Raw genomic sequence first — 25,415 nt, 5'->3', positions numbered from 1 at the left:
GGTTACTCGGGCTGCCAGGCTTCGTAGTCGCGGCGCTCGACCGGAGCATTGCGAATGGATCCCGGCGGGGCGTAAGCGGCCATCGTGCCGGTGAGATTCTCGTGATGGGGCTTTTCCCAGCTCTTGCGCGGCAGCGGACGCTCGCTCGGCGGCTCGTCCCAGGTATTGTGCAGCCAGCCATGCCATTCCGGGTCGATGCGTGAGGCTTCGGTTTCCCCGTTATAGATCACCCAGCGGCGCTTGCCGTCGGCGGTGCGGTAGAACACGTTGCCCTGGCTGTCCTCGCCCACCTTGACGCCCTTGCGCCAGGTGAAAAGCTGCGTGCCGATGGTCTGGCTGTTCCACCATGTCAGGATGCGAAGCAGGAATTTCATGGCGCGGCCCCCGAGGATCTGCATTTGCCCCGACATATGAACCAAGTCGGGTGGAAAATAAAGCCCCGCCGCATCGCGGCGAAGCCGGTGGGGCGGGTTTCCCCGCCCCTTTCAGACGGGCGTTATTGCACGACAGACACGTCGACCATCACGTCGGGTTCACCCAGAACAGCGCCGTTCTGACCGCGGCCCAGCTTGATCTGGTCCAGCACGTCGAGCCCGTCGACCACCTGACCCAGCACGGTGTACTGGCCATTCAGATAGGCGGCTTCGTCGAACATGATGAAGAACTGGCTGTTGGCCGAGTTGGGCGACTGGCCGCGGGCCATGCCCACGACGCCGCGCACGAAGGGCTCGTCGCTGAACTCGGCCGGCAGGTCGGGCAGGTCCGAGCCGCCATAGCCCGCGCGCGACCGGTCGCCATCCGCGCGACCATATTGCACGTCGCCGGTCTGCGCCATGAAGCCCGACATCACGCGGTGGAACACCACGCCGTCATAGGCGCCGCTTTCGGCGAGTTCGATCACGCGGGCAACGTGCTGCGGAGCCAGATCCGGGCGCAGGGCGATGCGGATCGTGCCATTGGCCTCGCCCGCGACCTGGATGACCAGCTCGGGCGCATCGGCGGGCGGCTGGGTCTGGGCGACAACGCCCAGCGGCAACAGGCTGAAGGCCGCAGCCAGAAGGAGATTACGACGCAGCATCGGCAGCCACTTTCATCGAGATCATCTTGTCCGGGTTCGCCGGCGGCTCGCCGCGCGTGATCGCGTCGACATGCTCCATCCCGGAAATGACACGGCCGTAGACCGTGTACTGACGGTTCAGAAAGTGGTTGTCGCCGAAATTGATGAAGAACTGGCTGTTGGCCGAGTTCGGATTCTGCGAGCGCGCGGCGCCCAGCGTGCCGCGATCATGCGGGACGCCCGAGAATTCCTGCTTCAGATCCGGTAGATCCGACCCGCCCGTGCCCGCGCGGCGCAGGTTGAAGCCGTCCTTGTCGGCATTGCCGTGCTCGACATCACCGGTCTGGGCCATGAAGCCGTCGATCACGCGGTGAAAGACCACGCCGTCATAGGCCCCGGCGCGCGCCAGTTCCTTGATCCGCGCGCAGTGCAGCGGCGCGATATCGGGCAGAAGCTCGATGGTGACGGTGCCGTCCTTGAGTTCAATCAGGATGGTGTTTTCGGGGTCCTTGATCTCGGCCATGCCGGTCTCCTTTCGGGAATTTGGCGCAACTTATCGCGCCCGGCCTCCGAGGGGAACGGGACTTTGTCGAAAATCGCGTGATGGATCAGCAGGCTTCGCGCCTCACGCCGCCCGGGACTGCGCGCGGGCCATGTACTCGGAGAGCCAGGCCACCTGCCCCGCATCCAGATGCAGCCCCAGCTTGCCGCGCCGCCACAGCACGTCCTCGGGGGTGCGGGCGTATTCATGCGCGATGAGCCAGTCCACTTCGCGCGCGGTCAGGGTCGCGCCGAAATCCGCGCCCAGATCGTCGGCCGAGGCCGCCTCGCCCAGGATCGCCCGCGCTTCGGTGCCATAGGCCTGCACCAGCCGCCGCGCCCAGCGTTGCGTAAGGAACGGGTAATCGGCGCGCAGATCGGCGATCAGGTCGGGCACGCCGTCGACCGGGAAATCGCCCCCCGGCAGCGCCACGCCTGCCGTCCAGTCGCCCTGCATCGGCAAATGCGCAGCAAGCTTGTGCAGCGCCGATTCCGCAAGCTTGCGATAGGTGGTGATCTTGCCGCCGAACACGTTGAGCACCGGCGCGCCGGCGCTGGTGTCGAGGTCCAGAACGTAATCCCGCGTCGCCGCCGTGGCGCTGCGCGCGCCGTCATCGTAGAGCGGGCGCACGCCCGAATAGGTCCAGACCACGTCCTCGGGCCGGACCGCGCGCTTGAAATACCCGGACGCGAAGGCGCAAAGATAGTCCCGTTCTTCCTCGCTGCAGCGGGGCGGCGTGTCGGGGTCGGAATGCTCGGCATCCGTCGTGCCGATCAGGGTGAAATCCTGCTCGTAGGGAATGGCGAAGATGATGCGCCCGTCCGTACCCTGAAAGAAATACGCCTTGTCGTGCTCGTAAAGCTTGCGCGTGACGATATGCGAACCGCGCACCAGCCGGATGCTGGCCCCGGTATTCTTGTGCAAGACGTCGCGCACCACCTCGGCCGCCCAGGGACCCGCGGCATTGACCAGGGCTCGGGCCCGGACGCTGTCCTCGCCCATGCTGACGCGCCAGTGATCGCCCTCGACCCGCGCCTCGGTCACAGCGGTACGGGTGAGCACCCTTGCGCCGCGCCCCTCGGCATCGCGGGCATTGAGCACGACAAGGCGGGCATCCTGCACCCAGCAATCCGAATATTCGTAGGCGGTCTTGAAATGCTCCTGCAGCGGGCCGCCTTCGGGCGCGTGGTCGAGATCCAGCTTGCGCGTGGCGGGCAGGATCTTTCGTCCGCCCAGATGATCGTACAGGAACAGACCCAGCCGGATCAGCCAGCGCGGGCGGCGGCCTTTCATCCACGGCATGATCGTCGACAAAAGCCGCGAGGTCGGCGTCTCGGAGTCGAAGCGCATGTCCTTGTGATAGGGCAGCACGAAACGCATCGGCCACGAGATATGCGGCATCGCGCGCAACAGCACTTCCCGCTCGATCAGCGCTTTGCGCACCAGACCGATCTCGAAATATTCGAGATAGCGCAGCCCGCCATGAAACAGCTTGGTCGAGGCCGACGAGGTCGCGCCCGCCAGATCGCCCTTTTCCACCAGCAGCACCTTCAGCCCCCGACCGGCCGCGTCGCGGGCGATCCCGCAGCCATTGATGCCGCCGCCGATGACGACAAGGTCATAGATCGGATCGCTGTCGGATGACGGGGTCATGAGAGGCTTCCTGGCGAGTCGCGCAGAGGGAGGCGCGAAAATGTTCGTTTAGGCGCGATTATACGCGCTTTTGTGACGTTTCAACAGGGCGCGCGACGAAATTGATCCGGATGCTGCGGGTTTTTCACGGAAACAACGCGGTTCTGCGGTATGCGATCCGAAAATGCCGCAAAAGGATGCGACTCATGGCTCAGGGCTTTCGGTTGCCCGAAATCCTCGACATCGCCCGGTCGGAAGGCCGGGTCACGGTGGACGATCTGGCCGCGCGGTTCGGGGTCACGGCGCAGACGATCCGCCGCGACCTGGCCGAGCTGGACGATGCGGGCGAGCTGGAACGCGTGCATGGCGGCGCGATCCTGCGCTCGGGCGTGGCGAATATTGGCTATCACGACCGCGCGGCGCTGAATGCCGACGGCAAGCGCGCCCTCGCCCGGGCCTGTGCCGAGGCGATCCCGCATAACGCCGCGATCTTCATCGCCATCGGCACCACGACCGAGGCCGTCGCGCGCGAATTGCGGCGCCATGACGGGCTGATGGTTGTCACCAACAATCTGAACGTGGCGAATATCCTGGCCGAGAACCCGGCGGCGCAAGTGATCGTCACCGGGGGGGCGCTCAGGCGCTCGGATGGTGGACTGACCGGCCCCCTCACGCAGAACGCGATGGGGCAGTTCAAGGTGGATATCGCGGTGATCGGCTGCTCGGCGCTCGATGCCGAGGGCGACATGCTGGATTACGACATCCAGGAGGTCGATGCGAGCCGCCGTCTGATCGCGCTGGCGCGGCGGACATGGCTGGTGGTGGATCACAGCAAGCTGTCGCGCACCGCGCCCGCGCGCATCGACTCGCTTCGGGTGATCGACACCGTGTTCACCGATTGCCCCCTGCCCCCGTCGCTGGCCGCGAAATGCGCGGAATGGGGAACCCGGGTGGTGATGCGGGCTGCAGACTGAGGCCGGTGCCCTTCACAGTGCTCGTCACAGCGCGCGCCGCGCGGCCACGCCCCGCATCGCCCCCGTCAGGTCGTGCAGCAGGCTCCCGGCCATCGAGCGGAAGACCGCAAGCTCGAACGCTTCGGGGCCGGTGCGGATCACGATCGCCTGCATATGCCCCACAAGCGACCGGGCCGAACGCCCCGGGGGAAACGCCGCAGCGCGCAGGTCCAGCGGACACAGGCGGGCCAGCACCGCCACGGCATCGCGCCCGGCCAGCGTGAGCCAGGCCCAGCCGTCGGTCTGGTCGGTGGTGGCGGCAAGGCCGGTCAGGTCGGGCGCCGGTCCCCCCATCAAGAAGGCCAGGTCGCGCCCGGCCCAGACCAGCCGCAGGCCCGCGGCTTCGCTGATGGCACCCGGTTGGGGAAACGCCAGCGGCGCCAACGCCCGGGACAGGTCGCGGCCGGGATAGGGCGCGACGGATGTCACGGGGCCGGGATCGAAAGCGGTGAGCGTCACGCGCCCGATGGTCAGGGGCAGACCCGTAAAGGCCGTGGTCGTCGTCAGGTCAATCACGCATCCGTCCTCCGTCCGGGTCGAAGAAGACCGGGTCGCGGACCTCGACCAGCACCGCGCGGCGGCGCAACCCGTCATCGAGCCGGATCACCTCGCCATGCCGCGCGCGGCCGTTCTTCAGAAAACCAAGGCCCAGCCAGCAGCCCAGCGTCGGCGACGGGGCGACCGAGGTGACATAGCCCTGATTGAAGGCGCGCTCGGCGGGATCCTTCTCGTTGTAGAGATGCGCGCCCGCACTCAGGTCCTCGCCCTGGTTGACCGGCATCAGGCCCACCAATTGCTCGCGGTTTTCCACCAGTCCGGGACGTTGCGCCGCGGCCTTGCCGATGCAATCCTTGGCGTCGCTGACCATCCGCCCCAGTCCGACATCCCCGGCGGTGACGCGGCCATGGATCTCGGCGTGGGTCAGGAACCCCTTCTCGACCCGCAGGACATTCAGCGCCTCCATCCCGTAGGCGCCGCCCTCCTCGGCCTCGGCAGCGGCAACGAGCGCGTCGAACAGCGCGGCGCCGTACCGGGTGGGCACGGCGATCTCGTAGCCCTCTTCGCCCGAGAACGAGATGCGGAAGAGCCGCGCAGGAACACCGTTCAGCGACAGCCCGCGCCAGCCCATGAAGGGCAGCCCGGGCGTGATGCCCAGACGCCCGAGCACCTCTTTCGACCGGGGCCCGGCCACGCTGAACTGCGCCCAGGCTTCCGTTACCGACAGAAGCCGCACGTCCCAGTCCGCGCAAAAGGCCTGATGCACGAAATCCAGATGCCGCATGACCAGCCCGGCGGCAGAGGTGGTGGTGGTGACAAGGAAATGCTCGGGCCCCAGCCGGGCGCAGGTGCCGTCATCCATGACGAAGCCATCCTCGCGCAGCATCAGACCGTAGCGGACCTTGCCGGGCCTGAGGCTCGACATGGTATTGGTATAGACGAAGTCCAGAAACCGCCCCGCATCCGCGCCCTGCACGTCGATCTTGCCAAGGCTCGACACATCGGCGACGCCCGCCTTGACGCGGACCAGCCGCACCTCGCGGTCGCAGGCTTCGCGCCAGCCGGTTTCGCCCGGACGGGGGAAATAGCTGGGCCGATACCATAGCCCGGCCTCGATCATCGGGGCGCCCATTGCGCGGCTCTTCGCGTCCGAGGTCAGCCGCCGCACCGGCGCGAACCCCTCGCCGCGCCCGCCGGCGCCGAGGGCGGCGATGGATACGGGCCCGTAGGGCGGACGATAGGTGGTCAGCCCGGTTTCGGCGATCCCTTGCCCGGTCGCATCGGCCAGCACCGCCAGCGCCGCCACATTCGAGCTTTTGCCCTGATCGGGCGCCATTCCCTGCGTGGTGTAACGCTTCATGTGCTCGACGGCGGTAAAGCCTTCCTGCGCGGCGAGTTTCACATCCTTGGTGGTCACGTCATTGGCAAAATCGAGCCATGCGCGCCCGCCCGCATCGACCGCCCAGAAAGGCGCGATGGCATAGGGCGTGTCCTCGGCCTGCGGGATGTCGGTCACAGCCGCGCGCAGATCCAGTGCGGACAGGGCCGTCAGCGCCTTGTCGCGCCCGTCGATGAGCGCGGCGCGGGTGGACAGCAAACCCCCGGCCGCGCCGGCGATGCCAAGACCCGGCGTACTGCCCGGCGGCATGACGAAGCTTTGCAGCACCGGTTCCCAGACCGGGCGCGCGCCCAGATGGCAGGCCAGCGCGATATTCGGGTTCCAGCCGCCCGCCAGCGCCAGCGTGCGGGCCGCGATCACCGAGGTTCCGCCCTTGTGCCGCACCGCCACGTCCCGCAGCCCCAGCCGCCCGCGCGTGCCGGTGATCTGCGCCTCGGGATAGACCGGGAAATCCTCGGTCACGGCGATTGGGCGCGGATCGACATAGGCGGCGATTTCGACGCCCTGCGCGGTCAGCGTGCGTGCGGTTTGCAAGCCACTGTCATTGTTGGAAAAGATCACCAGCGGCCCGGGATCGACGCCATAGCGCCCGAACTGCGCGCTCACGCCCGACGCCAGCATCACGCCCGGACGGTCGTTGTCGGGATGCGCGAGGGGCCGTTCCAGCGCGCCGCTAGCAAGGATCGCGTGGCGCGCGACAATGCGCCAGAAACACTCGCGCGGGGCCTCGCCGGGTGCCTTGTGCAGGCTGACCCGCTCGAGCGCGCCGAAAGTGCCGTGGTCATAGCGGCCCGTCACGGTCGTGCGCGTCATCACCCGGATATTGGGCAGGCTTCGCAGCTCTGCCATGACGGAATCGACCCAGAGCGGCGCGGGCTGGCCGTCGATCACCGGCTGATCGGACAGCAGCCGCCCGCCCGGCTGCGTGTCCTCGGTGGCCAGGATCACGTCGGCCCCCGCCCGCCCGGCGGTGAGCGCGGACATCAACCCTGCGGGCCCCGCGCCGATGATCAGCAAATCGCAATGGGCAAAGGCTTTCTCGTAGGCCGCTTCATCCGCCCGCCCCGACAGCCGCCCCAGCCCCGCCGCGCGCCGTATGGCGGGTTCGTAGAGCTTTTCCCAGAAGGCACGCGGCCACATGAAGGTCTTGTAGTAAAAGCCCGCGCCAAGGAACGGCGACAGCCGGTCATTGACCGCCAGCAGGTCGAAACCGAGCGATCCCAGACGGTTCTGGCTGCGCGCGTCGAGACCCTCGTAGATCTCCTGCATCGTCGCACGGACATTCGGGGTCTGCTGCGCGCCTTCGTGGATCTCGACCAGCGCCGAGGGCTCCTCGGAGCCCGCCGTCATCACGCCGCGCGGGCGGTGATACTTGAACGACCGCGCCATGAGCCGCTGACCATTGGCCAGAAGCGCCGAGGCGAGCGTGTCGCCGTGGAAGCCCTGAAACACCCTGCCGTCGAAGGTGAACTGCACCTTGCGCGCGCGGTCGATGAGTAGGCCCTTGCCCGGAAAGCGGTAAGCCCGGGTCATGCGCGCCGCCCCGCCACGGGAGCCACGGAATGGATGGCATGGGTGACGGTGTCGCGTTCGACCTGAAGCCAGCTCTGACAGGGATCGTGATACCACAGATCGCGTGTTGGCCCGGCGGGGTTGTCGCGCAGGTGCAGGTAGCTGTCCCAGGCGTCGAGCCCCGCGTCGGGCGCCGGCCGGTCCAGGTAATCGGCCGCGCCGTAATAGGTGAATTCGCGCCGGTCGCGCGGGCCGCAGCAAGGACAGGACAGGCGCATTCGTTACTCCGGACGGGGGCGGCGATGAGGGGCGGCGTTCGTCATTCCATGCCCCGGCATTGCCCGGGCGGCAGCGGGCGCAACTGATGGCGGGTGATCGCCTGCCCGGGCGCGGCGATGTCGAGATTGGCGGCCTCGGCGCCGAAGATCAGGAAGCGCCCGGTCGACAGCGCCACGCCGTCGCCCAGCGGGGCGATCGCCAGCGCGCCCTCGTCCACGCCCGAGCGGCACAACCCGTCGCGGGTCGAGCACCAGACCGGTACCGACAGCCGCGCGCCGCCGAGCCCCGCCGCGGCGGCGCGCCCGCCCTCGGGCAGCGTCACGAGAAAGGTGCCCTCGGCCTGCGGAAAGGCGTAGCCGTCATCGGCGGGATGCAGAAGCAGCCGCAGCCCCAGAAGCCCCTGCCCGTGGCCCATGTCGGAGTAATCCATACCGTAGCAGCCCGGCTCCGGCAGCGGATGGCGCTGCCAGAGGGCCTGGCAGATTTCGGGCGCGGCGGCGCTGAGGCGGTAGCGCGTCTCCTCGCCCGGCCTTTCGGCCAGATCCGAGCCGCCACCGCAGGCATCGCCCTCGCCCAAGGCGAAGAACCGGGTGGTCAGGTGCAGATCCCCATCGGGCAGACGCTGCGTCTCGAACGTGCCGCCATCGCATTCCACGAAACAGGCGCCGTCGGCGTCGCAAAGTGCGTATTGCGTCAGCACCTCGCCGCCGACCCCGTCGCGTGCGCCCTGCCCCTGATCGGCCATCCGCGCCTCGACCAGCGCGGCGGAACTGGCCGGATCGTCGCTTTCGTGAAAGAACCACAGCCGCAGCGCTGCAACGCCCTGACCCGGATGCTCGGCCAGATGCTGCGCGGAGTATTCGCGCGCGAAACAGCCTTGCGGCAATGTCTCGGCCAGAGCCGGCGCCGAGGCCGCCACCGACGCCAGCACCGACGCGGCAAACGCGACCAGCGCGACCGTATGACGGGCCGGGTCAATGCAGGTTGTGTTGCGAGCCTGTGCCTTCTTCATCCATCAATCCCTGTCCGGTGCGGAAACGGTCAAGCCGGAAGCCTTCGGCCACCTTGTGCGGCGCGCCGGTCGCCATCAGATGCGCAAGGCACCAGCCCGACGCAGGAACGGCCTTGAAGCCCCCGTAGTTCCAGCCGCAATTCACGAAAAGGCCCTCCACGGGCGTGCGGTCGATGATCGGCGAGCCATCGGGCGACATATCCATGATCCCGCCCCACGAGCGCAGCACCCGCGCGCGTCCGATCATCGGCATCAGCGTCATGCCCGCTTCCATCACATGCTCGACCATCGGCAGGTTGCCGCGCGCGGCATACGAGGCGTAGAAATCCAGATCGCCGCCGAAAACCAGCCCGCCCTTGTCGGACTGGCTGATATAGAAATGCCCCATGCCGAAGCTCACGACATGGTCGATGACGGGCTTGAGCCCCTCGGTGACGAAAGCCTGCAGGACGTGGCTTTCGATGGGCAGCCGCAGCCCCGCCATCGCCGCGACCTGGCTTGAACGTCCGGCGGCGACCATCGCCACCTGTCGCGCCCGGATCGGCCCGCGCGTGGTCTGCACGCCGGTGACGCGGCCCTGCCGCGTGTCGATCCCCGTCACCTCGCAGTTCTGGATCAGGTCGACGCCCAGCCGGTCCGCGCCCCGGGCATAGCCCCAGGCGACCGCGTCGTGGCGCGCGGTGCCGCCGCGCGGGTGATAAAGCCCGCCATGGATCGGAAAACGCCCCTGTTCGAAATCGAGATAGGGCAGTTTCTCGCGCACCCCCTCGCGGTCGAGCAGCACCGCATCGTCGCCCTGTGCCAGCATCGCGTTGCCGCGCCGCACGAAGGCGTCGCGCTGGCCGTCCGAATGGAACAGGTTGATGAGGCCGCGCTGCGAATGCATGACATTGTAGTTCAGCTCGGCTTCCAGCCCTTCCCAGAGTTTCAGCGAATGGCTGTAGAATTCGGAATTGCCGGGCAGGAAGTAATTCGCGCGCACGATCGTGGTATTGCGCCCGACATTGCCGCCGCCGAGATAGCCTTTCTCCAGCACGGCGATGTTCCTGAGCCCGTGGTTCTTCGCCAGGTAATAGGCCGTCGACAGGCCATGCCCGCCGCCGCCGATGATGACGATGTCATACTCGGCTTTTGGCTCGGGCCGGCGCCAGACGGGCTTCCAGCCGCGGTTGCCCGCCAGCCCCTGCGCGAAGACGCGTAGCCCTGAATACCGCATTGCCTGCCTCTCGGTTCCTGCGCTCAGACAAGCGCGTCGGTCCCGCCAAGACAAGCATTATCCGCATCCTTGGCCAGCTGGCCGGTCAGTCCGCCTTTCCGGCGCCCGCCGTATCCAGCTCGCCCGTCAGGCCCGTCGGATGGTCGGCGATGCAGCGGGCATGGTCGGCCAGCGTCTCGATCACGCGGCAATGCGCGGTGTCGGTATGGTCGCAGCCCGAGACCATGCGTTCGAGTTCGGTCTCCAGCGCACGGAGCGCGGCGATTCGTTCACGCACCGCCGACAGATGCCGCCGCGCCAGCGAATCGGCGGGCGCGCAAGATGCGCCGGGCTGGCCCTGCAGCGCCAGAAGGTCGGCGATGTCCTCCAGCCGGAACCCCAGGTCGCGGGCGTGGCGAATGAAACCCAGCCGCTCGACCGTGGCCGTGTCGTATATCCGCCGTCCGCTATCGCTGCGCGGGGGCGCAGGCAGAAGTCCGCGTTCCTCGTAGAACCGGATCGTCGTCACCTTGATGCCGCTTCGCCGCGCGGCCTCGCCGATGGAAATCTCGCGCATGGGTGTTTTTCCGCTTGCTTCTACAGTCGCTGTAGAAAGTAGGACGGGGCCAACACGAAACAAGCGGAGGGCCGGATATGCCCCATGACCATTCCCATGACGATCTCGACTTCGACGGGACCAGCCCCGCCTATCGCCGCGCGCTGATCGCGGTCATCATCCTGAACGGCGGGCTGTTTCTGGTCGAGATGACCGCGGGCGCGCTGGCGGGAAGCCGGGCGCTGCAGGCCGACGCGCTGGATTTTGCCGCCGACGCATTGACTTACGGGCTGTCGCTGGCGGTGATCGGACGCTCGCTGCAATTGCGCGCGCGCGTGGCACAACTGAAGGGCCTGTCGCTGGCGGCGATGGGGCTGGCGGTGCTGGGCTTTGCGATCAGCGACATGCTGGGCCCCGAGGTGCCGCGCGCCGAGGTCATGGGCGCCGTGGGCTTTGCCGCGCTTGCGGCCAATGTGGCCTCGGTCCTGATCCTGATGCGCTGGCGCGACGGGGATTCGAACGTCCGCTCGGTCTGGCTGTGTTCGCGCAACGATGCAATCGGCAATATCGCGGTGATGGGCGCGGCCTTGGTGGTCGCCTGGACCGGATCGGGCTGGCCCGATCTGATCGTCGCGGTGGCGATGGCGGGGCTGTTCCTGTCGTCCTCGGTGCAGATCCTGCGCAAGGCGGCGCAGGAGCGCGCGCACGGCCACCATCACCACGGCTGAGATCAGCGGCGGCGGTCCGCCAGATGCAGCGCCGCCGCCCCGAGCCGATACCCGGCGCCCCGCACTTTGCGCAGGGGGTCGGGTTTCGCCACCGGCAGCACGGGCAGTGCCGATTGCAGGCCAAGCGCCGTGCGCGCCAGTTCCCGGCCCAGCACGGTGCCCGGCCCGATCCCGCGCCCGTTGAAGCCGGTGACACCGTAGGCGCCCGGCCCGGTCTGGACCATCCGGGGAACCGCATCGGGCGTGGTGCCGATGCGCCCGAACCAGCGATGCGCGAAGGGGATGCCGGCTAGCTGCGGGAACAGCCGGCGCATCTGCCGGCTGGCCCAGGCCTCGTGCACGGCGGTATCGGCGCGGCCCAGCTCTCCGACCGAGCCGATCACGAAACGCCCGGCCGCATCCAGCCGGAACGAGGTCAAGACCGTCGCCGTATCCCAAGCCCCCTCGCCGCCCGGCAGGATCGACCTGCGCAGATCGTCGGGCAAGGGATCGGTGGCGAAGTTGAAATAGGGCATGATCGTCAGCGAGTCGTTGGCGGCGGGCCCCGTGCCATAGGCGTTGCCGGCCCAGATAAGACGCGCGGCGCCGACCTTCCCGCGTTCTGTCTCCACCTCCCAGCCCCTGCCCTGCGCGCGGGCGCCCGTCACGCGGGCGGGCGCATGGATCACTGCGCCTGCTTTCATCGCCGCGCGCGCAAGGCCCCGCGCATAGGCCAGCGGCTGGATCGTCCCCGCGCGGGGATCGAACAGAGCCCCCAGGTATCGGTCGGTGCCGGTTCGCGCGCGCGCCTGGGCCGCATCGAGCAACGCGACCGCGACCTGCCGCCCCTGCCATTGCCGCGCGCGTTCTTCCAGCGCCTGCATCCCCGCCGCGTCGGTGGCGCAATGCAGCGTCCCGGCAGGGCGCGCTTCGCAATCGATGCCGTGGCGCTCGACGGTTTCCCAGACGGCGGCGGGCGCGGCGCTGAGCAGCTCCAGAAGCCCGCTTTCCGCACCGAGCCGCGCCTCGACCTCGTCGGGCATCAGCCAGAGCCCCGCATTGACCAGCCCGACATTGCGCCCCGAGCCGCCCGCACCGACGCCCTCGGCATCCAGCACGACGACCCGCGCGCCCGCCTGCGCCGCTTCGAGCGCGGCGGAAAGCCCGGTATAGCCCGCGCCGACGATGGCGAGATCGGCCTCGATCCGCCCCTCAAGCGGTGTGAGTGCTGGAAAGTCGGGGGCGGTAACGGCCCAGAGGCCCGGCGTGTCGCGTGTCATGTGGTCCCGGCGGTTTGTCTGCGGCCGAGCCTGTGGATCCGAAGGCGCGCGGTCAAGGGCGGCGTTTAACGCGCGCCCGCCATCGCCGGGGTCAACCACGCATGACAAAGGCCCGACGCTCGGCGCCGGGCCTTGAAAACCGTGGAACATCAGCCGTTTACTCGGCGGCCTTCAGTTCAAACCCGCGTTCGATCATGTCCGAGGGCGCGACCGGATACTCGCCCGAGAAGCAGGCATCGCAGAATTGCGGGCAGGAATCGTTGCGTCCTTCCAGTTCGCCGGCGGCGCGGTACAGACCGTCCAGCGACACGAATTTCAGGCTGTCAACGCCGATGTAATCGCGCATCTCGTCCTCGCTCATGCGGGCCGCGAGAAGTTTCGAGCGCTCGGGCGTGTCGACGCCGTAGAAGCACGGCCAGGTCGTCGGCGGCGAGGCGATGCGGAAATGCACTTCGGCCGCGCCCGCTTCGAGGATCATCTGCTTGATCTTCTGCGAGGTGGTGCCGCGCACGACCGAATCGTCGACCAGAACCACGCGCTTGCCTTCGATCAGCGCGCGGTTGACGTTAAGCTTCAGCCGCACGCCCATGTTGCGGATCTGTTCGGACGGTTCGATGAAAGTCCGGCCCATATACTGGTTGCGGATGATCCCCATCGCGAAGGGAATGCCCGATTCCTGGCTGTAGCCGATCGCGGCAGGCGTACCCGAATCGGGGACCGGGCAAACCAGATCGGCCTCGACCGGGGCCTCGCGGGCCAGTTCCACGCCGATCTGGCGCCGGGTCTCATAGACCGAGCGGCCGCCGATGATCGAATCGGGGCGCGAGAAATAGACCTGTTCGAAGATGCAGAAACGCGGCGAGGTACGCTCGAACGGGCGCGACGAAACCACGCCCTTGGCGTCGATCACCACCATTTCGCCCGGCTCGATTTCCCGCAGGAACTCGGCGCCGATGATGTCGAGCGCGCAGGTCTCCGACGCCAGCGCGTAGCCGTCGCCGATCTTGCCCAGCACCAGCGGGCGTACGCCCAGCCGGTCGCGCACACCGATGAGCTTGGTGCGCGTCATGGCGATGACCGAGAACGCGCCTTCGCAACGCCGCAGCGCGTCTTTCAGCCGTTCGGCATGGGTTTTCTGGATCGAGCGCGCCATCAGGTGGATGATGCATTCCGAATCCGAGGAGGACTGGAAGATCGAGCCGCGCTCAATCAACTCGCGGCGGATGGCCTCGGCATTGGTGATGTTGCCGTTATGCGCGATTGCCGCGCCGCCCATCGAGAACTCGCCGAAGAAAGGCTGCACGTCGCGGATCGCGGTGGCGCCCTTGGACCCGGCGGTCGAATAGCGGACATGGCCGATGCCGATCGACCCCGGCAGGGTCTCCATCAGCTTGGCCGAGGTGAAATTGTCGCGCACAAGGCCGAATCTGTGCGCCGACTGGAAGCCCCGTTCTTCGTGGTGGGTGATGATCCCACCGGCTTCCTGTCCGCGGTGCTGAAGCGCGTGCAGGCCCAGAGCGACGAAATTCGCCGCGTCCTGGACGTTCACTGCTCCGAAAACGCCGCATTCCTCCTTCAACTTGTCGTCGTCGAAGGGATGGCTGAGCCAAGGCTCCATGGTCGGGCCCCCGATAGCTGCGATGCGCACCGTTTAGAAGGAAGGCCGCGCGGGAGCAAGGGCCAAGGCGGCATCCGGCGTCGGATTTGCGACAGCGGCGTGACGGATGCTCACCCTTTGGTCGCGCGGCGCATCGCCTGGGCTACCGCATGGTTGCCGCGGCTCTCCAGCGCCTGCGCCACCGCGTCGATATCCGCCACGCTCCGGTTCTGGTTCAGTTTCGACTTGGCCTCGATCCGCGTGACCTCGATCCGGAACGCGACGATCCGCGCCAGCATATCGACGAGAAAATCCTCGGGCGCGTCGCCCATCCGCCACGCCGTCTTGCCGTTGGTCTCTTTCTCGTGCCGCGCGGTCAGCAGCGCCACGGCGCGGCGCTTGTCCTTGTCTTCATGCGACCAGCGGATCGTGCCATGCACCTGCACGACCTGGTAATTCCAGGTGGGCACAGCCTTGTGCGTCTCGGCCTTGGACGGGTACCAATTGGGACTGACATAGGCGTCGCCCGCCCGGAAGATCGCCAGGACAGGCGCCCCGTCCGGCAGTATGCGGTGTATCGGGTTGGCCAGCGCGACATGGCCCAGGAACCCCGCGCCGTCGCGCAAAAGCGGCAGGTGATCGGCGTTCAGCCCGTCGCCGGTCTGCGCGACGACCGCCGCAAGCGGGCAGGCATGGATCAGCCGCTCGATCTCGGCCTGATCGGTTTCGGTGAAATGGGTGGGGTTATACATGGCGCCGGGTCCTCGGATCAGGGCGCAGGATAGAGCCGGGCGGCGCTTGTCCACAAGCGGGCATCCCCCTATCGTCGCGCGCCAAAGCCCCGGAGATCGCCCCGTGACACCCCCTCGCCCGCTTGCCACCCTGACCGCGCTGCTGGTGCCCGTGGTGCTGGTCAACCTGTGGATCTATGCGCGCTTCACGGTCGACGATGCCTTCATCACATGGCGATACGGGCTGAACCTGATCCATCACGGGATCTGGGCCTATAACCCCGACGGTTTCGACCTGACGCAGGCCTATACCAACCCCGTTTTCGCCGCGCTCTCGATCCTGCCGGCCGCCCTGGGGCTAGACATGGTGCTGGCCTTCAAGCTTGTGTCGCTGGCGGTGCTGATCGTGCTGGCCACGCTGTTGCTGCGTGAAGCCGGGGACAAGCTGCGGATGGGGTTCGTGCTGGCGCTGCTGATGGCGGTCCCGGCGACCGTGGCCCATGCGTTTTCGGGGCTGGAGACGCTTGTCTATGGCGGCGCGCTCGGCCTCTTCTTCATTCTGCAGCAAACCCTCAGATGGCGCGCGGCCCTCGCCTGCGTCGCGCTTCTGGTCCTGACCCGGCCCGAGGCATGGCTGCTCTACATCCTTTACCCCGCGCTGATGATCGCCGCACGGGCCGAGGTGCGGCTTGTGGCGATCCATTCGGCGTTGCTGGCCCTGCTGGCGGGCGCCTATTTCGGCTTTCATCTGTGGTGGTTTGGCGAGGCGCTGCCGAATACCTATTTCATCAAGGCTGGCGACGGGTTCCGGGTCGCGCAGGCGGTGGCGATCCTGCCCTATATCCTGCCCGCCTTGGCGGTGCTCGTCTTCGGCAACCGGCGCACGGGCGCGGCGATGCTGCTCTATTTCGGCGCGGTCGGCTATTCCTATGCGGGCTCGGACCTGCTGATGAACTATTTTCAGCGCTTTCCGTTCCAGATCCTGCTGCCGATGGCCTTGTATCTGGGCTGGGCCGTGTCGCGCATGGACGGCGCGCGGGCGCACGCGGCCTTGCTGTGTCTGGCGCTGTATATCGGCGCTTTCGGCTGGCACACCGCACGGGTGGCCGAGCTTCTGGTCTATGCCAATTACTATCCCCGGGTGCTCGACAGCCACGCCCTTCTGGGCCATGCGCTGCACGGTCTGGGGCGCGAGGGCGCGATGTCGGCCGTCGCCCTGGGCGATGCGGGCGCGCCGGCCTATCACTCGGACCTGCGGGTGCTCGATACCTACGGGCTGGCCAGCCATCGCGTCGCGCGCGAGGGGCTGAGCGACGCGGTTGTCGCGGCCTATGCGCCCGACCTGCTGGCCTTTTTCGCCACCGAGGACGGCATCCGCGACCAGCCAGCGCAGCACGAGGCGCTCGCAGCTTATGCCGCTGCGGAAGGCTTTACCGAATTGTGCGAGCTTTACTGGGCGCGCCAATACACGTTGCGGCTGTTCACCCGGACCGAGATCCCGGCGCTGCAAGAGGTCTGCGCGACCAGCCGCGCGCGAAACGGCGCCGATGAGGTCGCGTATGCCGCGACGCAGCTGCGCCGCCCGCCCTGGGCCTATTGGCACGAGTGAACCGACAGCGCCGCCCCTGCGGGCAGTGTCGGCGCGAAAGCGGTCAGCGCGTCGCGCATCGCGGCCTCGAGATCGCGGTCGATCAGGTAGAAGCTCACGCTGTCCGACGCCGCGATCACGCGCGAGGTGGTAAGCGTCGCAATGCGGCACCATTCCGGCGGGATCGCGCCCTCGAACGCGATGTCATAGACCATCGCGTAATCGGCGCGCCCGTCGCTGAGCTGGCGCAGGGTCCCTACAGTTCGCCCCTGCGCGGCGGTCAGTTGCCGCGCCTCCTCGCTTCCGAGCCCCCAGAGATCGAGCACGGGCCCCTCGTTGTCGTAGGCGACCCAGCCGATATCGTTGACGGCGACGGGGTGCGGGAAGAACGCGGTGGCAAAACGGTGCATCTGGTATTGCTGCTGGTAGACCGACAGCGCGGCGGCGGGCGTTTGCTGCAGCGTCGGCAGATAGGTCCAGCCGTAGGCGGCAAGCGGCAGAAGCAACACGGCCCCCGGCAGATGGCGCGGCACGATCAGCCCCAGCCCGGTCAGGGTCAGCGCCACGGCGTAGACCTCGTAGCGCGCGAACCAGCCGAAGCGACCGACGAGGAAATGCGCGGCCAGCGCGGCAAGAAGCGGCCAGACGACCGCGCGGGACACCCGGTCGGGCCGCCAAACGACCAGCGCCAGCAAAACCAGCCCGGCCAAGATCATCAACGCGCCCTGCGGCGTCTGCGCGCCCCGGATCGCGTTGACGATGACCGCGATCAACGCCGAGCGGCCATCCGCCCCGAGCGCCGCCGCCGAGGCCGCGCTTTTCACCATGACCGAGCTGGGCAGAAGCGGCAGGCCCAGGGCCTGCATCGCCAGCCCGTAAGCAAGGCTCAGCGCGACAAGACCGGCCAGCGCGAGAAGCGCCATGCGCCGGTGATCGAGGAAACTTAACGCGGCGACGGCAGCAAGCGCCTGCGCGTAGCCTTCGAACCGCAAAGCCGGGGCGAGCAGGATCGCCACGAGCAGCCATCCGGGCGCCGGCCCCGTGGCGGCGCGGGCGAGGCCCAGCAGGATCGCCACCGACACCGCGACATGCAGGGGATGCTCCATCCCCGTCAGCGGCAGGCCCATCGCGTTGATCGCCAGCGCCAGAAGCGGCCCGGCCACCAGCGCCACCGCGCGCCGCAGGGCCAATGGCGGGGCCAGGGCGCCCGCCAGAAGCCAGATCGCCACCCCCTGCCCCGCCACGGAGAGCACCAGCGGCGACAGCGTGCCCAGCCCCAGCGCGAGCAAGGGCGCCAGAGCCAGCGCATACAGCATCGAGGACGAGGGCGAGGCCACCTCGCCCGGATTGATCCCGTAATTGCCGCGCAGAATCTCTTCGGCCAGCGCAAGATGGATGTAAGGATCGTCGAGCGTGTAGAAGAGCGCGCCGCCCGTGCGCCAGGCGATCACCCCGCAAAGCGCCGCGATGCCCGCCAGCGTGAGCGTCAGAGCATAGATCTGAAAGCCGCGTGTCGTCATCGTCACCCCGTTCCGGGCGGACGATAGCGGGCGGGTGGACAAAGCAAAAGGCGCGACCGAAGCCGCGCCTTTCGACAAGATCTGCCTGAAGCGATCAGCGCTTCGAGAACTGGAAGCTGCGGCGAGCCTTGCGCTTACCGTATTTCTTCCGCTCGACCGTGCGCGAGTCGCGGGTCAGGAAGCCCGCAGCCTTCAGCGCACCGCGCAGGCTGGGATCGTAGAGCTGCAGCGCTTTCGACACGCCGTGCTTGACCGCACCGGCCTGACCCGACAGACCGCCGCCGACGACGGTGGCGTAGACGTCGAACTGGTTCTCGACACCGGCGATGGTGAAGGGCTGGCGCAGGATCATCTGCAGCACCGGACGCGCGAAATAGGCGTCCATGTCCTTGCCGTTGACGGTGACCTTGCCCGAGCCCGGCTTGATCCAGACGCGCGCGATGGCGTCTTTCCGCTTGCCGGTGGCATAGGCGCGGCCCAGCGAGTCGCGCTGCGGCTCACGGGGGGCGGCGGTTTCGGTACCTTCGGCACCGGCGGGCGCGGCCGAGGCAGCGCCGGCGACGGCATCCTTCAGCGCGTCGAGGGATTTGATCTCGTCAGCCATGATCAAGCGCTCCGGGTGTTTTTCTTGTTCAGCGACTTGACGTCGAGAACGGTCGGTTGCTGGGCTTCATGCGGATGCTCGGCGCCGGCATAGACGCGCAGGTTGGTCATCTGCTGACGGCCCAGACGGTTGCGCGAGATCATGCGCTCGACGGCCTTGATCACGACGCGCTCGGGATGAGCGCCGTCCAGCACCTGCTCGGCGGTGCGGAACTTGATCCCGCCCGGGTGGCCGGTATGCCAGTAGTAACGCTTGTCGGCGCGCTTGTTGCCGGTCATCTGCACCTTGTCGGCGTTGATGATGATGACATTGTCACCCATGTCCATATGCGGCGTAAACGTCGGCTTGTTCTTGCCACGCAGGATGTTGGCGACGATCGTGGCGAGGCGGCCCAGAACGACACCTTCGGCGTCGATCAGGATCCACTTCTTCTCGATCTCCGCCGGTTTTGCGGTGTAGGTTTTCATGGTCCAGCCCTGAAAATGAGAAGCATTGACGCAACCGGCGGAACCCGGCTGCGGGATGGCCGTGTTCTAGCGATTCCATCCGGCAGGTCAAGTGCGGTTGCGCGAAGCGTCTTTTCGATTATCCCATATATTTCATATGGTTACGATTTGGGTATTATTTTACCCCACACTTTTCCGGCTGTCGACGCGGTCGCCGTCCTCTGCGCCGCGCTCGGCCCACGGGATCCGCGCGTGATCGAAGCCCCGGTAGATCGTCGGTTTGACCACCGCGAAATAGGGCGACAGGTCGAAGTCGCGCGGCACGATGAAGCTGGAATCGCGGGCATACCAGACGGTGCGCAGCGGACGGCCCGAGGGCGCGCGCAGCATCTCGATCTCGGGCAGGATCGGATAGCCCACCGACTGGAAGGCCTGTGCGGCCAGCGATGAACAGATCGCCCGCGTGGGATCCCCGGCCCCAAGGCTGAGCAGCGGACGGCGCCAGCGGACCGGGACCGGCGGCGTCGGAATGAAATAGCGCATTAGGTCGACGATGTTGCGCATGTCATATTGCAGACCGATCCGGTCGACCATGTAGCGGGCGACCGCCGCGCGCTCGTCCTCGGACAGCCCCGCCGCGCGGCACAGGCGGGTGTTGTAGCTGGCGTATTTCGACAGCGGGACGCGGTGCGCGCCCTCGTGCATTGTCACCTCGACCAGTTCGACCGCCCCGCTCCCCGATGAAAGGTCCTGCACGCAGATCGCGGCATGGGACCAGGTGCTCTGGGTCAGGTACTTGATCGCCGTCGACACCTTGGCGCGGCCTTCGACCAGCAGCACGTCGCCCACCCGGATCGTTGCCGTCAGCGCCGCGTGGTCCTGGGCGACGACGGGCTGCGTTTCGGGCTGGTCGCGTTCAAGAAAACGACCGATCCAGTGTCCGAGACGGTGGCGTAATCCCGCAAGCATGGCAGCCTCAGCGCAGCTTGGGGGGCCGGCTGGGATCAAGCCCGGGATTGGCGCCGGGGGTGATCGCCTGGTCTTCGTCCATGGCGAAAGGCGCGGGCGACAGCGGCAGCCCCACGGCGGCGATGGCCTGCATCATCCGCTCGGGCGGGAAGATCACGTCAAGCGCGCCCGCCTCCAGCCCCGACAGCGCCAGTGCCTCGGAGACCGCGCGGGCAACGGCGGGATGCGTTTCCTCGGGCAGCCCGGCCAGCGCCAGCGTATGCCCGCGCGTGCCATCCTGCCACAACACCCCCGCCAACACCGTCCCCGACAGGCCCGGCATCCCCGACAGGCGCCGTTCGAGCGCGGCGACCAGCGGCTCGCGGATGCTGTCGGGCAGATCGGGCGCGGCGAAGCTTTGCGCCACGCCCTGCCCTTCCGAGGGCGCGGGGCCGGAAAGCGTCGCCGCCAGCCATTCGACCGCCTCGGCCGACATCAGCGAGGCATGGGGCGCATCGGCATTGACCAGAAGCGACAGCCCCTCGCCCGATTCGGCCAGCATCGACACCAGGATGCGCCCGGGCAACGCCGCATAGGCCGCTGCCGTCCCGGCGAATTCGGCCAGCCGGTATTCGCTGTCGAACGCCAGCACCGCGCGCACATCGGACAGATCGAAGACGCGCGGCGCCATGCTGTCGCCGGTGATCTCGGCATCGAGCAGCACGAACAGCTCCGCGCGGCTGAGTTCGGCGTGAAAGGCCAGGCGCGCGCTGATTTCCGCGGGCGTGTCGGCGGGGGCCGCGGCAAGGCGCTGCATCGCGGTGTCGAGATCGGTGGGAGGCGCGTTGCTCATGGCGGCCCTGCTTCTCGTGTCCTTGGCCGGATCGGCCCGGTGGTCGGCCGGATCGGCCCTGTGATCGTCTGGCGGTCAGGCCGCGGCGCGGCGCCGTGGGCGTGCGCGTGACCCTGCTTTGCCCTTCCTAACCTCTGCCGCGCGGCCGCAACAGTCCGAACACGCAGTTTTCACTACACTCAGAGCCCGTAATGCTTCATAATGGCGGGACAATTCCGGCCCCGACGGGCCGCAAGCGGGGCCGCGACAGATGCCCCTACAGGGCCCGACCGCGCCGAAGCCGCCGGACGGACCGGCAAACCGAGGCGCGAGCGATGCTGGAGTTCTACAACGTCAGCAAGTCCTTCTGGACCGGAAAGGGCCGCAAGGTCATCCTGCACGAGGCGTCGTTCCGCGTGGAGCTGGGCCATTCGGTCGGCATCCTCGCCCCCAATGGCACCGGCAAGACGACGATCATCAACATGATGGCGGGGCTGGAAAAACCCGACGAGGGCACGATCACGCGGACCTGCCGGGTCTCGTTCCCGCTGGGCTTCATGGGCGGTATCAACCATCGCCACACCGCGACCGAGAATGCGCGCTATATTGCCCGGCTCTATCAGCTCGACCCGGACGAGGTCGAAGCCTTCTGCCGCTGGCTGTGCGATATTGGCGATTATTTCGACATGGCGGTCGGTACCTACAGCCAGGGGATGCGCTCGCGCTTCGCCTTCGCGCTGATGCTGGCGATCGAGTTCGACCTTTACCTGGTCGACGAAGGAATGCCCGCGACCACGGATGTGAAGTTCAACAAGCGGGCGGGCGCGATCCTGAAGGAACGGCTGGAGGACGCCACCGTCCTGATCGTGTCGCACCAGGCGGAAACGCTGGAGAAATACTGCAAATCGGCGGCGGTGCTGCGCGATGGCAAGCTGCAGTTCTTTGACTCGCTGGAAGAGGCGAAAGCGCTTTATGACTACGAAACCCAAAGCTAGGCGGTTCCGGCTCAAACTGGGCGACGACAGTTCCGAGGCGCTGCGCACCAGCGTCGCGCCGCAACGCGCGGAAGCACCCGATGCGCAAAGTGCGCCGCGCGACGGCGCAAGGCGCGCCGCCTATACCCCGGCAGAGAGCGCGAGCCCCCGCTCGGCCGGGCTGAGCGACGAGGCGCAGCCTTCGCCACAGCCGGCACGCCCGGCCCGGCCCAATACCGGCGGCGCTGGCACCAGCCCGCGCCCGCCGCGCGACACCCCGGCGGCGGACCGACCGGCGCCGCAGAGCGGCGATGCGACGCCCGGCACGGCAGGGAACAAAGCGCAGCCCGCCGGCCAGGCCCAAAGCGAGTCAGAGCTGACCGGCCGCCAATTGCGCATGGCGATGCGGGTCGCGCAGCGCAACGGGATCAAGGCGACCTCGGGGCTGGAAGCCGTACGGCTTCTGCGCCAGCAGGGGATCGACCCGTTCGAGCGCTCGACGCTTCTGGACATCGTCAAGGAGGAAGGCTCGAAAAGCCGCGCCCTGACGACCACCGAACAGCCGCAGCTGCCCAAAGCCTACCGCCAGCCCGGCACCCCCGCGGTGGCGGAACCCGCCTCGGCGCCGAACCAGCGCAAGGCGGAAATCTCGCGCATCCAGAAAGACATCCGCAAGCGGCGGCGCCGGCGGATGCTGTTGCTGGCGGCCCGGCTGGGGATCTTCGTCACGTTGCCCACGCTGATCGCGGCCTGGTATTTCTTCGTCGTGGCGACGCCGCTCTACGCGACCAATTCGGAATTCGTCATCCAGCAGGCCGACAGCAATGCCGGCGGCGCGGCGGCCGGGGCGCTGTCGGGCATGTTCGGCGGCGCGGCGATGGGGTCCAACCAGGACTCGATTACCGTTCAGAGCTTCCTGCAATCGCGCGACGCGATGCGGCGGCTCGACCGCGAGGAAGGCTTCAAGAGCTATTTCCAGAACGAAGAGATCGACCCGTTGCGCCGCCTGCCGCCCGACGCCACCGACGAGGCGGCCTACAGGCTGTATCAGGACATGGTGCAGGTCAGCTTCGATCCCACCGAGGGCATCATCCGCATGGAGGTGATCGCCGCCGACCCCGAGACCAGCGAACGCTTCGCCCGCGCGCTGGTCAGCTATGCCGAGGAACAGGTCGACCAGTTGACCCAGCGCCTGCGCGAGAACCAGATGGCCGATGCGCAGGAAAGCGTCGAGCAGGCCGAAGCGCGCATGAACGAGGCGCAGCTTCGGGTGCTGGAATTGCAGGAGCGGTTCCAGATGCTGTCCTCCGAGGTCGAGGTGACGCTGCTCACCCAGCAGATCACCAACCTGGAGACGCAGCTGAACATGGAGCGGCTCAGCCTTGCCGACCTGCGCGCCAATCCGCGCCCGAACCCGGCGCGCCTGGAACAGGCCGAGCGGCGCGTGGCGACGCTGGAAAGCCAGATCGCCGATCTGCGCGGAAGCCTCACGCAGGGCGGCGACAACACCCCCTCGGTGGCGCGGCTGCAGCGCGAACAGGTGATGGCGGAATCCGATGTCGCGACGCGGCAGATGCTGCTGGCGCAGGCGATGCAGCAACTCGAGGCCGCCCGGATCGAGGCGAACCGCCAGGTCCGCTATCTGTCGCTGGGCGTGAGCCCCGTGGCGCCGGACGAACCCACCTATCCGCGCGCCTTCGAAAACACCGCGCTCGCCTTCCTGATCTTTGCCGGGATCTACCTGCTGATCTCGATGACGGCGGCCATCCTGCGCGAGCAGATCACGGGATAGACGACCGGGTCAGCGGCCCGCCCGGCGGCAACCGGCAATTGAACGCCGGTCCCGCCCGGGCCGACGTATTGTCTCTGGCACCCGCCGAGCCCCCTCGTTAGGCTGGTGCCAAATCATTTCGCTAAGGGAGATTTCAATGCGTATGATCCAAGCTGCGGCGCTGGTTGGCGCGATGGCGCTGTCGGCCTGCGTCGATGTCGACATGACCGCCACGATCGAGGGCGCCGATCAGGCCAGCGTTTCGGGCCACATGACCGTTCAGCAGCAAATGCTTGAAATGATTGGCGGCGGCGCGTCCTTCTGCCCCGAGGACGAGGGCGGCACGCTGACCATCGAGGGTGAGACCGCGCGCTGCGACGTCATGACCTCGGGCACGTTTGCCGAGGTGTTCGAAAGCGAGCCGGGCGAGCCGTCGCCCACCGCCGAGGATCTGGGTGACGGCACCGTCCGCGTGACCTTCCCCATCGGCGAGATGGGCGCGCAGGGCGCCGAGATGCGCAACGATCCGCAGATGGCGGCGATGATGCGCCCGATGCTGGAAGGCCATTCCTTCACGATCCGCGTGGCCGGTGCCGAGGTCGTCTCGTCCACGGGCGAGATTTCGGAAGACGGCACCTCGGCCTCGTTCAGCTTCGACCTGGTCGAGATCCTGAACCCCGACGTGGAACTGCCCGAAAGTTTCGAAACCGTCGTGCGCTACTAAGCGCGCGCGTATGGACGACGAAGGGGCCCCGCGGGGCCCCTTTTTTCATGCGCCGACAGCCTGCGTGGCGAAACGATCGAGCGCCTCGGCGATGCGGGCGAAAGACTCCGCCGCGCCGGGCGACATATGCCGCGCGCGCAGATAGCCATGCACCATGCCCGGTTCTTCGGTCAGCGACACGTCCACGCCCGCCTCGGCCAGCCGCGCGGCGTATTCGACCCCGCCCGAGGCCAGCGGATCGGCCTCGGCGATGAAGATCGCGGTCGGGGGCAGATCACCGTAGTCCTCGGCATCGAGCGGGCGCGCGGTCACGTCGCCCACGGGCACCGGACCGTCATAGCGCACCGTCTCGTAATAGCGGCATTCATCGGCGCTCAGCATCGGGGCCTTGGCATGGCGGGTGAAGCTGGGCAGCCCCTCTCCCCCCAGCCCCGGATAGATCAGCACCTGCCCCGCCAGCCCCGGCCGCGCCGCGCTGACCGACGCCGCCAGCGTCCCGCCCGCGCTGTCACCCGCCAGCACCTTGGGCCCGGGCACCGCATCGACCACGGCCAGGCAATCGAGATAGGCGGCGGGATGGCGGTGTTCGGGGACCAGCCGGTAATCGACGGCGATCATCGTCAGGCCGGCACGCTCGGCCAGTTCGGCAACGATGGCATCGTGGCTTTCAAGCCCGCCCACCACGAAACCGCCGCCGTGGAAATAGATCCCCGTCACGCCGCCCCTGGGCCGGGTCGGCGTGTAGCGGCGGCAGGGGATTTCAGCGATGGTGAGATCCTCGGTCGTCAGGCCGGGCGGATGAGGCTGATCGAAATCGGCGCACAGCCTGTCATAGAAGGCACGCTGCTCGGCGATCGAGAAATTCACCGCATCCGGGGGATAGGCGGCTTCGGTCCGGGCGATGAAGTCGCGGATCTCGGACGGGAGCCACGCGTAATCGGTGAGCGTCTCGAGTTGGGTGTCGTCGGTCATGCGCCGCGCCTCCGGGCTGGGTTCGGC

Annotated in this window: 25 protein-coding genes; 6 read left to right on the top strand and 19 right to left on the bottom strand. The window is 67.7% G+C overall.

All coding sequences use genetic code 11. The features are described from left to right. Positions 1-2 precede the first annotated feature (2 nt). The 4 genes from C4N9_RS03650 to glpD all read right to left on the bottom strand — a co-directional run bounded on the left by C4N9_RS03650 (position 3) and on the right by glpD (position 3,251). Positions 3-374, bottom strand: coding sequence for an NADH:ubiquinone oxidoreductase subunit NDUFA12 (locus C4N9_RS03650; RefSeq protein WP_109532192.1), 372 nt, complete (start codon positions 372-374; stop codon positions 3-5). A gap of 122 nt (positions 375-496) precedes the next feature. Further along, a complete protein-coding gene (locus C4N9_RS03645; RefSeq protein ID WP_109531940.1) occupies positions 497-1,078 on the bottom strand; it encodes a peptidylprolyl isomerase in 582 nt (193 codons plus the stop codon). Next, entirely contained in the window at positions 1,065-1,580 is a 516-nt protein-coding gene (locus C4N9_RS03640) for a peptidylprolyl isomerase (RefSeq protein ID WP_109531939.1), read from the bottom strand. Before C4N9_RS03640 ends, C4N9_RS03645 begins: the two co-directional genes overlap by 14 nt. 102 nt (positions 1,581-1,682) lie before the next feature. Beyond that, entirely contained in the window at positions 1,683-3,251 is a 1,569-nt protein-coding gene (gene glpD / locus C4N9_RS03635) for a glycerol-3-phosphate dehydrogenase (protein WP_109531938.1), read from the bottom strand. A gap of 185 nt (positions 3,252-3,436) precedes the next feature. Here glpD and C4N9_RS03630 point away from each other — a divergent pair, with 185 nt between their 5' ends. Next, the gene (locus C4N9_RS03630) at positions 3,437-4,204 is read left to right on the top strand and encodes a DeoR/GlpR family DNA-binding transcription regulator (protein ID WP_109531937.1); all 768 of its coding nucleotides are present in this window, start codon (positions 3,437-3,439) and stop codon (positions 4,202-4,204) included. A gap of 24 nt (positions 4,205-4,228) precedes the next feature. Here C4N9_RS03630 and C4N9_RS03625 read toward each other — a convergent pair whose 3' ends face one another. The 6 genes from C4N9_RS03625 to C4N9_RS03600 form a co-directional block, all read right to left on the bottom strand. After that, positions 4,229-4,759, bottom strand: coding sequence for a sarcosine oxidase subunit gamma (locus tag C4N9_RS03625; protein ID WP_245902443.1), 531 nt, complete (start codon positions 4,757-4,759; stop codon positions 4,229-4,231). After that, positions 4,752-7,673, bottom strand: a complete 2,922-nt coding sequence (locus C4N9_RS03620; RefSeq protein ID WP_109531935.1) for a 2Fe-2S iron-sulfur cluster-binding protein — start codon at positions 7,671-7,673, stop codon at positions 4,752-4,754. The genes C4N9_RS03625 and C4N9_RS03620 overlap by 8 nt, the downstream gene beginning before the upstream one ends. After that, positions 7,670-7,930, bottom strand: coding sequence for a sarcosine oxidase subunit delta (locus C4N9_RS03615; RefSeq protein ID WP_109531934.1), 261 nt, complete (start codon positions 7,928-7,930; stop codon positions 7,670-7,672). Before C4N9_RS03615 ends, C4N9_RS03620 begins: the two co-directional genes overlap by 4 nt. 41 nt (positions 7,931-7,971) lie before the next feature. Then, positions 7,972-8,943: a hypothetical protein gene (locus C4N9_RS03610; RefSeq protein ID WP_109531933.1), complete on the bottom strand. Its 972-nt coding sequence runs from the start codon at positions 8,941-8,943 to the stop codon at positions 7,972-7,974. Further along, positions 8,906-10,159 (bottom strand): sarcosine oxidase subunit beta family protein, encoded by a 1,254-nt coding sequence (locus C4N9_RS03605; RefSeq protein WP_109531932.1) that lies wholly within the window; start codon positions 10,157-10,159, stop codon positions 8,906-8,908. The genes C4N9_RS03610 and C4N9_RS03605 overlap by 38 nt, the downstream gene beginning before the upstream one ends. 85 nt (positions 10,160-10,244) lie before the next feature. Then, positions 10,245-10,715 (bottom strand): MerR family transcriptional regulator, encoded by a 471-nt coding sequence (locus tag C4N9_RS03600; RefSeq protein ID WP_109531931.1) that lies wholly within the window; start codon positions 10,713-10,715, stop codon positions 10,245-10,247. A gap of 77 nt (positions 10,716-10,792) precedes the next feature. Between C4N9_RS03600 and C4N9_RS03595 the strand changes: the two genes are divergently transcribed. Beyond that, positions 10,793-11,422 (top strand): cation efflux transmembrane domain-containing protein, encoded by a 630-nt coding sequence (locus C4N9_RS03595; RefSeq protein WP_109531930.1) that lies wholly within the window; start codon positions 10,793-10,795, stop codon positions 11,420-11,422. A gap of 2 nt (positions 11,423-11,424) precedes the next feature. Here the strand turns inward: C4N9_RS03595 and C4N9_RS03590 are convergent, their stop codons facing one another. From C4N9_RS03590 to C4N9_RS03580, 3 genes are all read right to left on the bottom strand, one after another. Then, a complete protein-coding gene (locus C4N9_RS03590; protein ID WP_109531929.1) occupies positions 11,425-12,681 on the bottom strand; it encodes an NAD(P)/FAD-dependent oxidoreductase in 1,257 nt (418 codons plus the stop codon). Between the two features lie 157 nt (positions 12,682-12,838). Beyond that, complete coding sequence (gene purF, locus C4N9_RS03585; protein ID WP_109531928.1) at positions 12,839-14,299, bottom strand: amidophosphoribosyltransferase; 1,461 nt, start codon at positions 14,297-14,299, stop codon at positions 12,839-12,841. A 110-nt stretch (positions 14,300-14,409) separates the two neighbouring features. After that, entirely contained in the window at positions 14,410-15,030 is a 621-nt protein-coding gene (locus C4N9_RS03580; RefSeq protein ID WP_109531927.1) for an FMN-binding negative transcriptional regulator, read from the bottom strand. Between the two features lie 103 nt (positions 15,031-15,133). On the opposite strand from C4N9_RS03580, the gene C4N9_RS03575 reads away from it, so the two are divergent. Further along, a complete protein-coding gene (locus C4N9_RS03575) occupies positions 15,134-16,618 on the top strand; it encodes a hypothetical protein (protein ID WP_109531926.1) in 1,485 nt (494 codons plus the stop codon). Here the strand turns inward: C4N9_RS03575 and C4N9_RS03570 are convergent. From C4N9_RS03570 to C4N9_RS03550, 5 genes are all read right to left on the bottom strand, one after another. Next, entirely contained in the window at positions 16,603-18,117 is a 1,515-nt protein-coding gene (locus tag C4N9_RS03570) for a hypothetical protein (RefSeq protein ID WP_109531925.1), read from the bottom strand. The genes C4N9_RS03575 and C4N9_RS03570 overlap by 16 nt on opposite strands. Positions 18,118-18,211: 94 nt before the next feature. Next, positions 18,212-18,721 (bottom strand): 30S ribosomal protein S9, encoded by a 510-nt coding sequence (gene rpsI / locus C4N9_RS03565; protein ID WP_109531924.1) that lies wholly within the window; start codon positions 18,719-18,721, stop codon positions 18,212-18,214. A 2-nt stretch (positions 18,722-18,723) separates the two neighbouring features. Then, complete coding sequence (gene rplM / locus C4N9_RS03560; protein ID WP_109531923.1) at positions 18,724-19,188, bottom strand: 50S ribosomal protein L13; 465 nt, start codon at positions 19,186-19,188, stop codon at positions 18,724-18,726. Positions 19,189-19,347: 159 nt separating this feature from the next. Continuing rightward, positions 19,348-20,136 (bottom strand): YiiX/YebB-like N1pC/P60 family cysteine hydrolase, encoded by a 789-nt coding sequence (locus C4N9_RS03555; protein ID WP_109531922.1) that lies wholly within the window; start codon positions 20,134-20,136, stop codon positions 19,348-19,350. 7 nt (positions 20,137-20,143) lie between these two features. Further along, positions 20,144-20,968 (bottom strand): SseB family protein, encoded by an 825-nt coding sequence (locus C4N9_RS03550; protein WP_109531921.1) that lies wholly within the window; start codon positions 20,966-20,968, stop codon positions 20,144-20,146. Between the two features lie 314 nt (positions 20,969-21,282). Here C4N9_RS03550 and C4N9_RS03545 point away from each other — a divergent pair, with 314 nt between their 5' ends. From C4N9_RS03545 to C4N9_RS03535, 3 genes are all read left to right on the top strand, one after another. Then, positions 21,283-21,942 (top strand): ABC transporter ATP-binding protein, encoded by a 660-nt coding sequence (locus C4N9_RS03545; RefSeq protein ID WP_109531920.1) that lies wholly within the window; start codon positions 21,283-21,285, stop codon positions 21,940-21,942. Beyond that, positions 21,920-23,713 (top strand): KpsE/RkpR family capsule polysaccharide export protein, encoded by a 1,794-nt coding sequence (locus C4N9_RS03540; RefSeq protein ID WP_109531919.1) that lies wholly within the window; start codon positions 21,920-21,922, stop codon positions 23,711-23,713. The genes C4N9_RS03545 and C4N9_RS03540 overlap by 23 nt, the downstream gene beginning before the upstream one ends. A gap of 136 nt (positions 23,714-23,849) precedes the next feature. Continuing rightward, positions 23,850-24,416: a hypothetical protein gene (locus C4N9_RS03535; protein WP_109531918.1), complete on the top strand. Its 567-nt coding sequence runs from the start codon at positions 23,850-23,852 to the stop codon at positions 24,414-24,416. Between the two features lie 45 nt (positions 24,417-24,461). On the opposite strand, the gene C4N9_RS03530 is transcribed toward C4N9_RS03535, so the two are convergent. Next, positions 24,462-25,388: an alpha/beta hydrolase fold domain-containing protein gene (locus tag C4N9_RS03530; RefSeq protein WP_109531917.1), complete on the bottom strand. Its 927-nt coding sequence runs from the start codon at positions 25,386-25,388 to the stop codon at positions 24,462-24,464. Between the last annotated feature and the right edge of the window lie 27 nt (positions 25,389-25,415).

Source organism: Pararhodobacter marinus (genome assembly GCF_003122215.1).
Taxonomy (GTDB): Bacteria; Pseudomonadota; Alphaproteobacteria; order Rhodobacterales; family Rhodobacteraceae; genus Pararhodobacter; species Pararhodobacter marinus.
Note: the sequence above shows the minus strand (reverse complement) of the source record. Positions and strands in the feature narration are given on the sequence as shown.

Excerpts from the sequence above, each read along its gene's own strand:
- C4N9_RS03545 (WP_109531920.1), top strand. The coding sequence starts at position 21,283 with ATGCTGGAGTTCTACAACGTCAGCAAGTCCTTCTGGACCGGAAAGGGC.
- purF (WP_109531928.1), bottom strand. The coding sequence starts at position 14,299 with ATGGAGCCTTGGCTCAGCCATCCCTTCGACGACGACAAGTTGAAGGAG.
- glpD (WP_109531938.1), bottom strand. The coding sequence starts at position 3,251 with ATGACCCCGTCATCCGACAGCGATCCGATCTATGACCTTGTCGTCATC.
- rpsI (WP_109531924.1), bottom strand. The coding sequence starts at position 18,721 with ATGGCTGACGAGATCAAATCCCTCGACGCGCTGAAGGATGCCGTCGCC.
- C4N9_RS03540 (WP_109531919.1), top strand. The coding sequence starts at position 21,920 with ATGACTACGAAACCCAAAGCTAGGCGGTTCCGGCTCAAACTGGGCGAC.
- C4N9_RS03600 (WP_109531931.1), bottom strand. The coding sequence starts at position 10,715 with ATGCGCGAGATTTCCATCGGCGAGGCCGCGCGGCGAAGCGGCATCAAG.
- C4N9_RS03605 (WP_109531932.1), bottom strand. The coding sequence starts at position 10,159 with ATGCGGTATTCAGGGCTACGCGTCTTCGCGCAGGGGCTGGCGGGCAAC.
- rplM (WP_109531923.1), bottom strand. The coding sequence starts at position 19,188 with ATGAAAACCTACACCGCAAAACCGGCGGAGATCGAGAAGAAGTGGATC.
- C4N9_RS03615 (WP_109531934.1), bottom strand. The coding sequence starts at position 7,930 with ATGCGCCTGTCCTGTCCTTGCTGCGGCCCGCGCGACCGGCGCGAATTC.
- C4N9_RS03555 (WP_109531922.1), bottom strand. The coding sequence starts at position 20,136 with ATGCTTGCGGGATTACGCCACCGTCTCGGACACTGGATCGGTCGTTTT.
- C4N9_RS03530 (WP_109531917.1), bottom strand. The coding sequence starts at position 25,388 with ATGACCGACGACACCCAACTCGAGACGCTCACCGATTACGCGTGGCTC.
- C4N9_RS03640 (WP_109531939.1), bottom strand. The coding sequence starts at position 1,580 with ATGGCCGAGATCAAGGACCCCGAAAACACCATCCTGATTGAACTCAAG.
- C4N9_RS03595 (WP_109531930.1), top strand. The coding sequence starts at position 10,793 with ATGCCCCATGACCATTCCCATGACGATCTCGACTTCGACGGGACCAGC.
- C4N9_RS03580 (WP_109531927.1), bottom strand. The coding sequence starts at position 15,030 with ATGTATAACCCCACCCATTTCACCGAAACCGATCAGGCCGAGATCGAG.
- C4N9_RS03630 (WP_109531937.1), top strand. The coding sequence starts at position 3,437 with ATGGCTCAGGGCTTTCGGTTGCCCGAAATCCTCGACATCGCCCGGTCG.
- C4N9_RS03610 (WP_109531933.1), bottom strand. The coding sequence starts at position 8,943 with ATGAAGAAGGCACAGGCTCGCAACACAACCTGCATTGACCCGGCCCGT.
- C4N9_RS03645 (WP_109531940.1), bottom strand. The coding sequence starts at position 1,078 with ATGCTGCGTCGTAATCTCCTTCTGGCTGCGGCCTTCAGCCTGTTGCCG.
- C4N9_RS03570 (WP_109531925.1), bottom strand. The coding sequence starts at position 18,117 with ATGACGACACGCGGCTTTCAGATCTATGCTCTGACGCTCACGCTGGCG.
- C4N9_RS03620 (WP_109531935.1), bottom strand. The coding sequence starts at position 7,673 with ATGACCCGGGCTTACCGCTTTCCGGGCAAGGGCCTACTCATCGACCGC.
- C4N9_RS03550 (WP_109531921.1), bottom strand. The coding sequence starts at position 20,968 with ATGAGCAACGCGCCTCCCACCGATCTCGACACCGCGATGCAGCGCCTT.
- C4N9_RS03650 (WP_109532192.1), bottom strand. The coding sequence starts at position 374 with ATGAAATTCCTGCTTCGCATCCTGACATGGTGGAACAGCCAGACCATC.
- C4N9_RS03590 (WP_109531929.1), bottom strand. The coding sequence starts at position 12,681 with ATGACACGCGACACGCCGGGCCTCTGGGCCGTTACCGCCCCCGACTTT.
- C4N9_RS03535 (WP_109531918.1), top strand. The coding sequence starts at position 23,850 with ATGCGTATGATCCAAGCTGCGGCGCTGGTTGGCGCGATGGCGCTGTCG.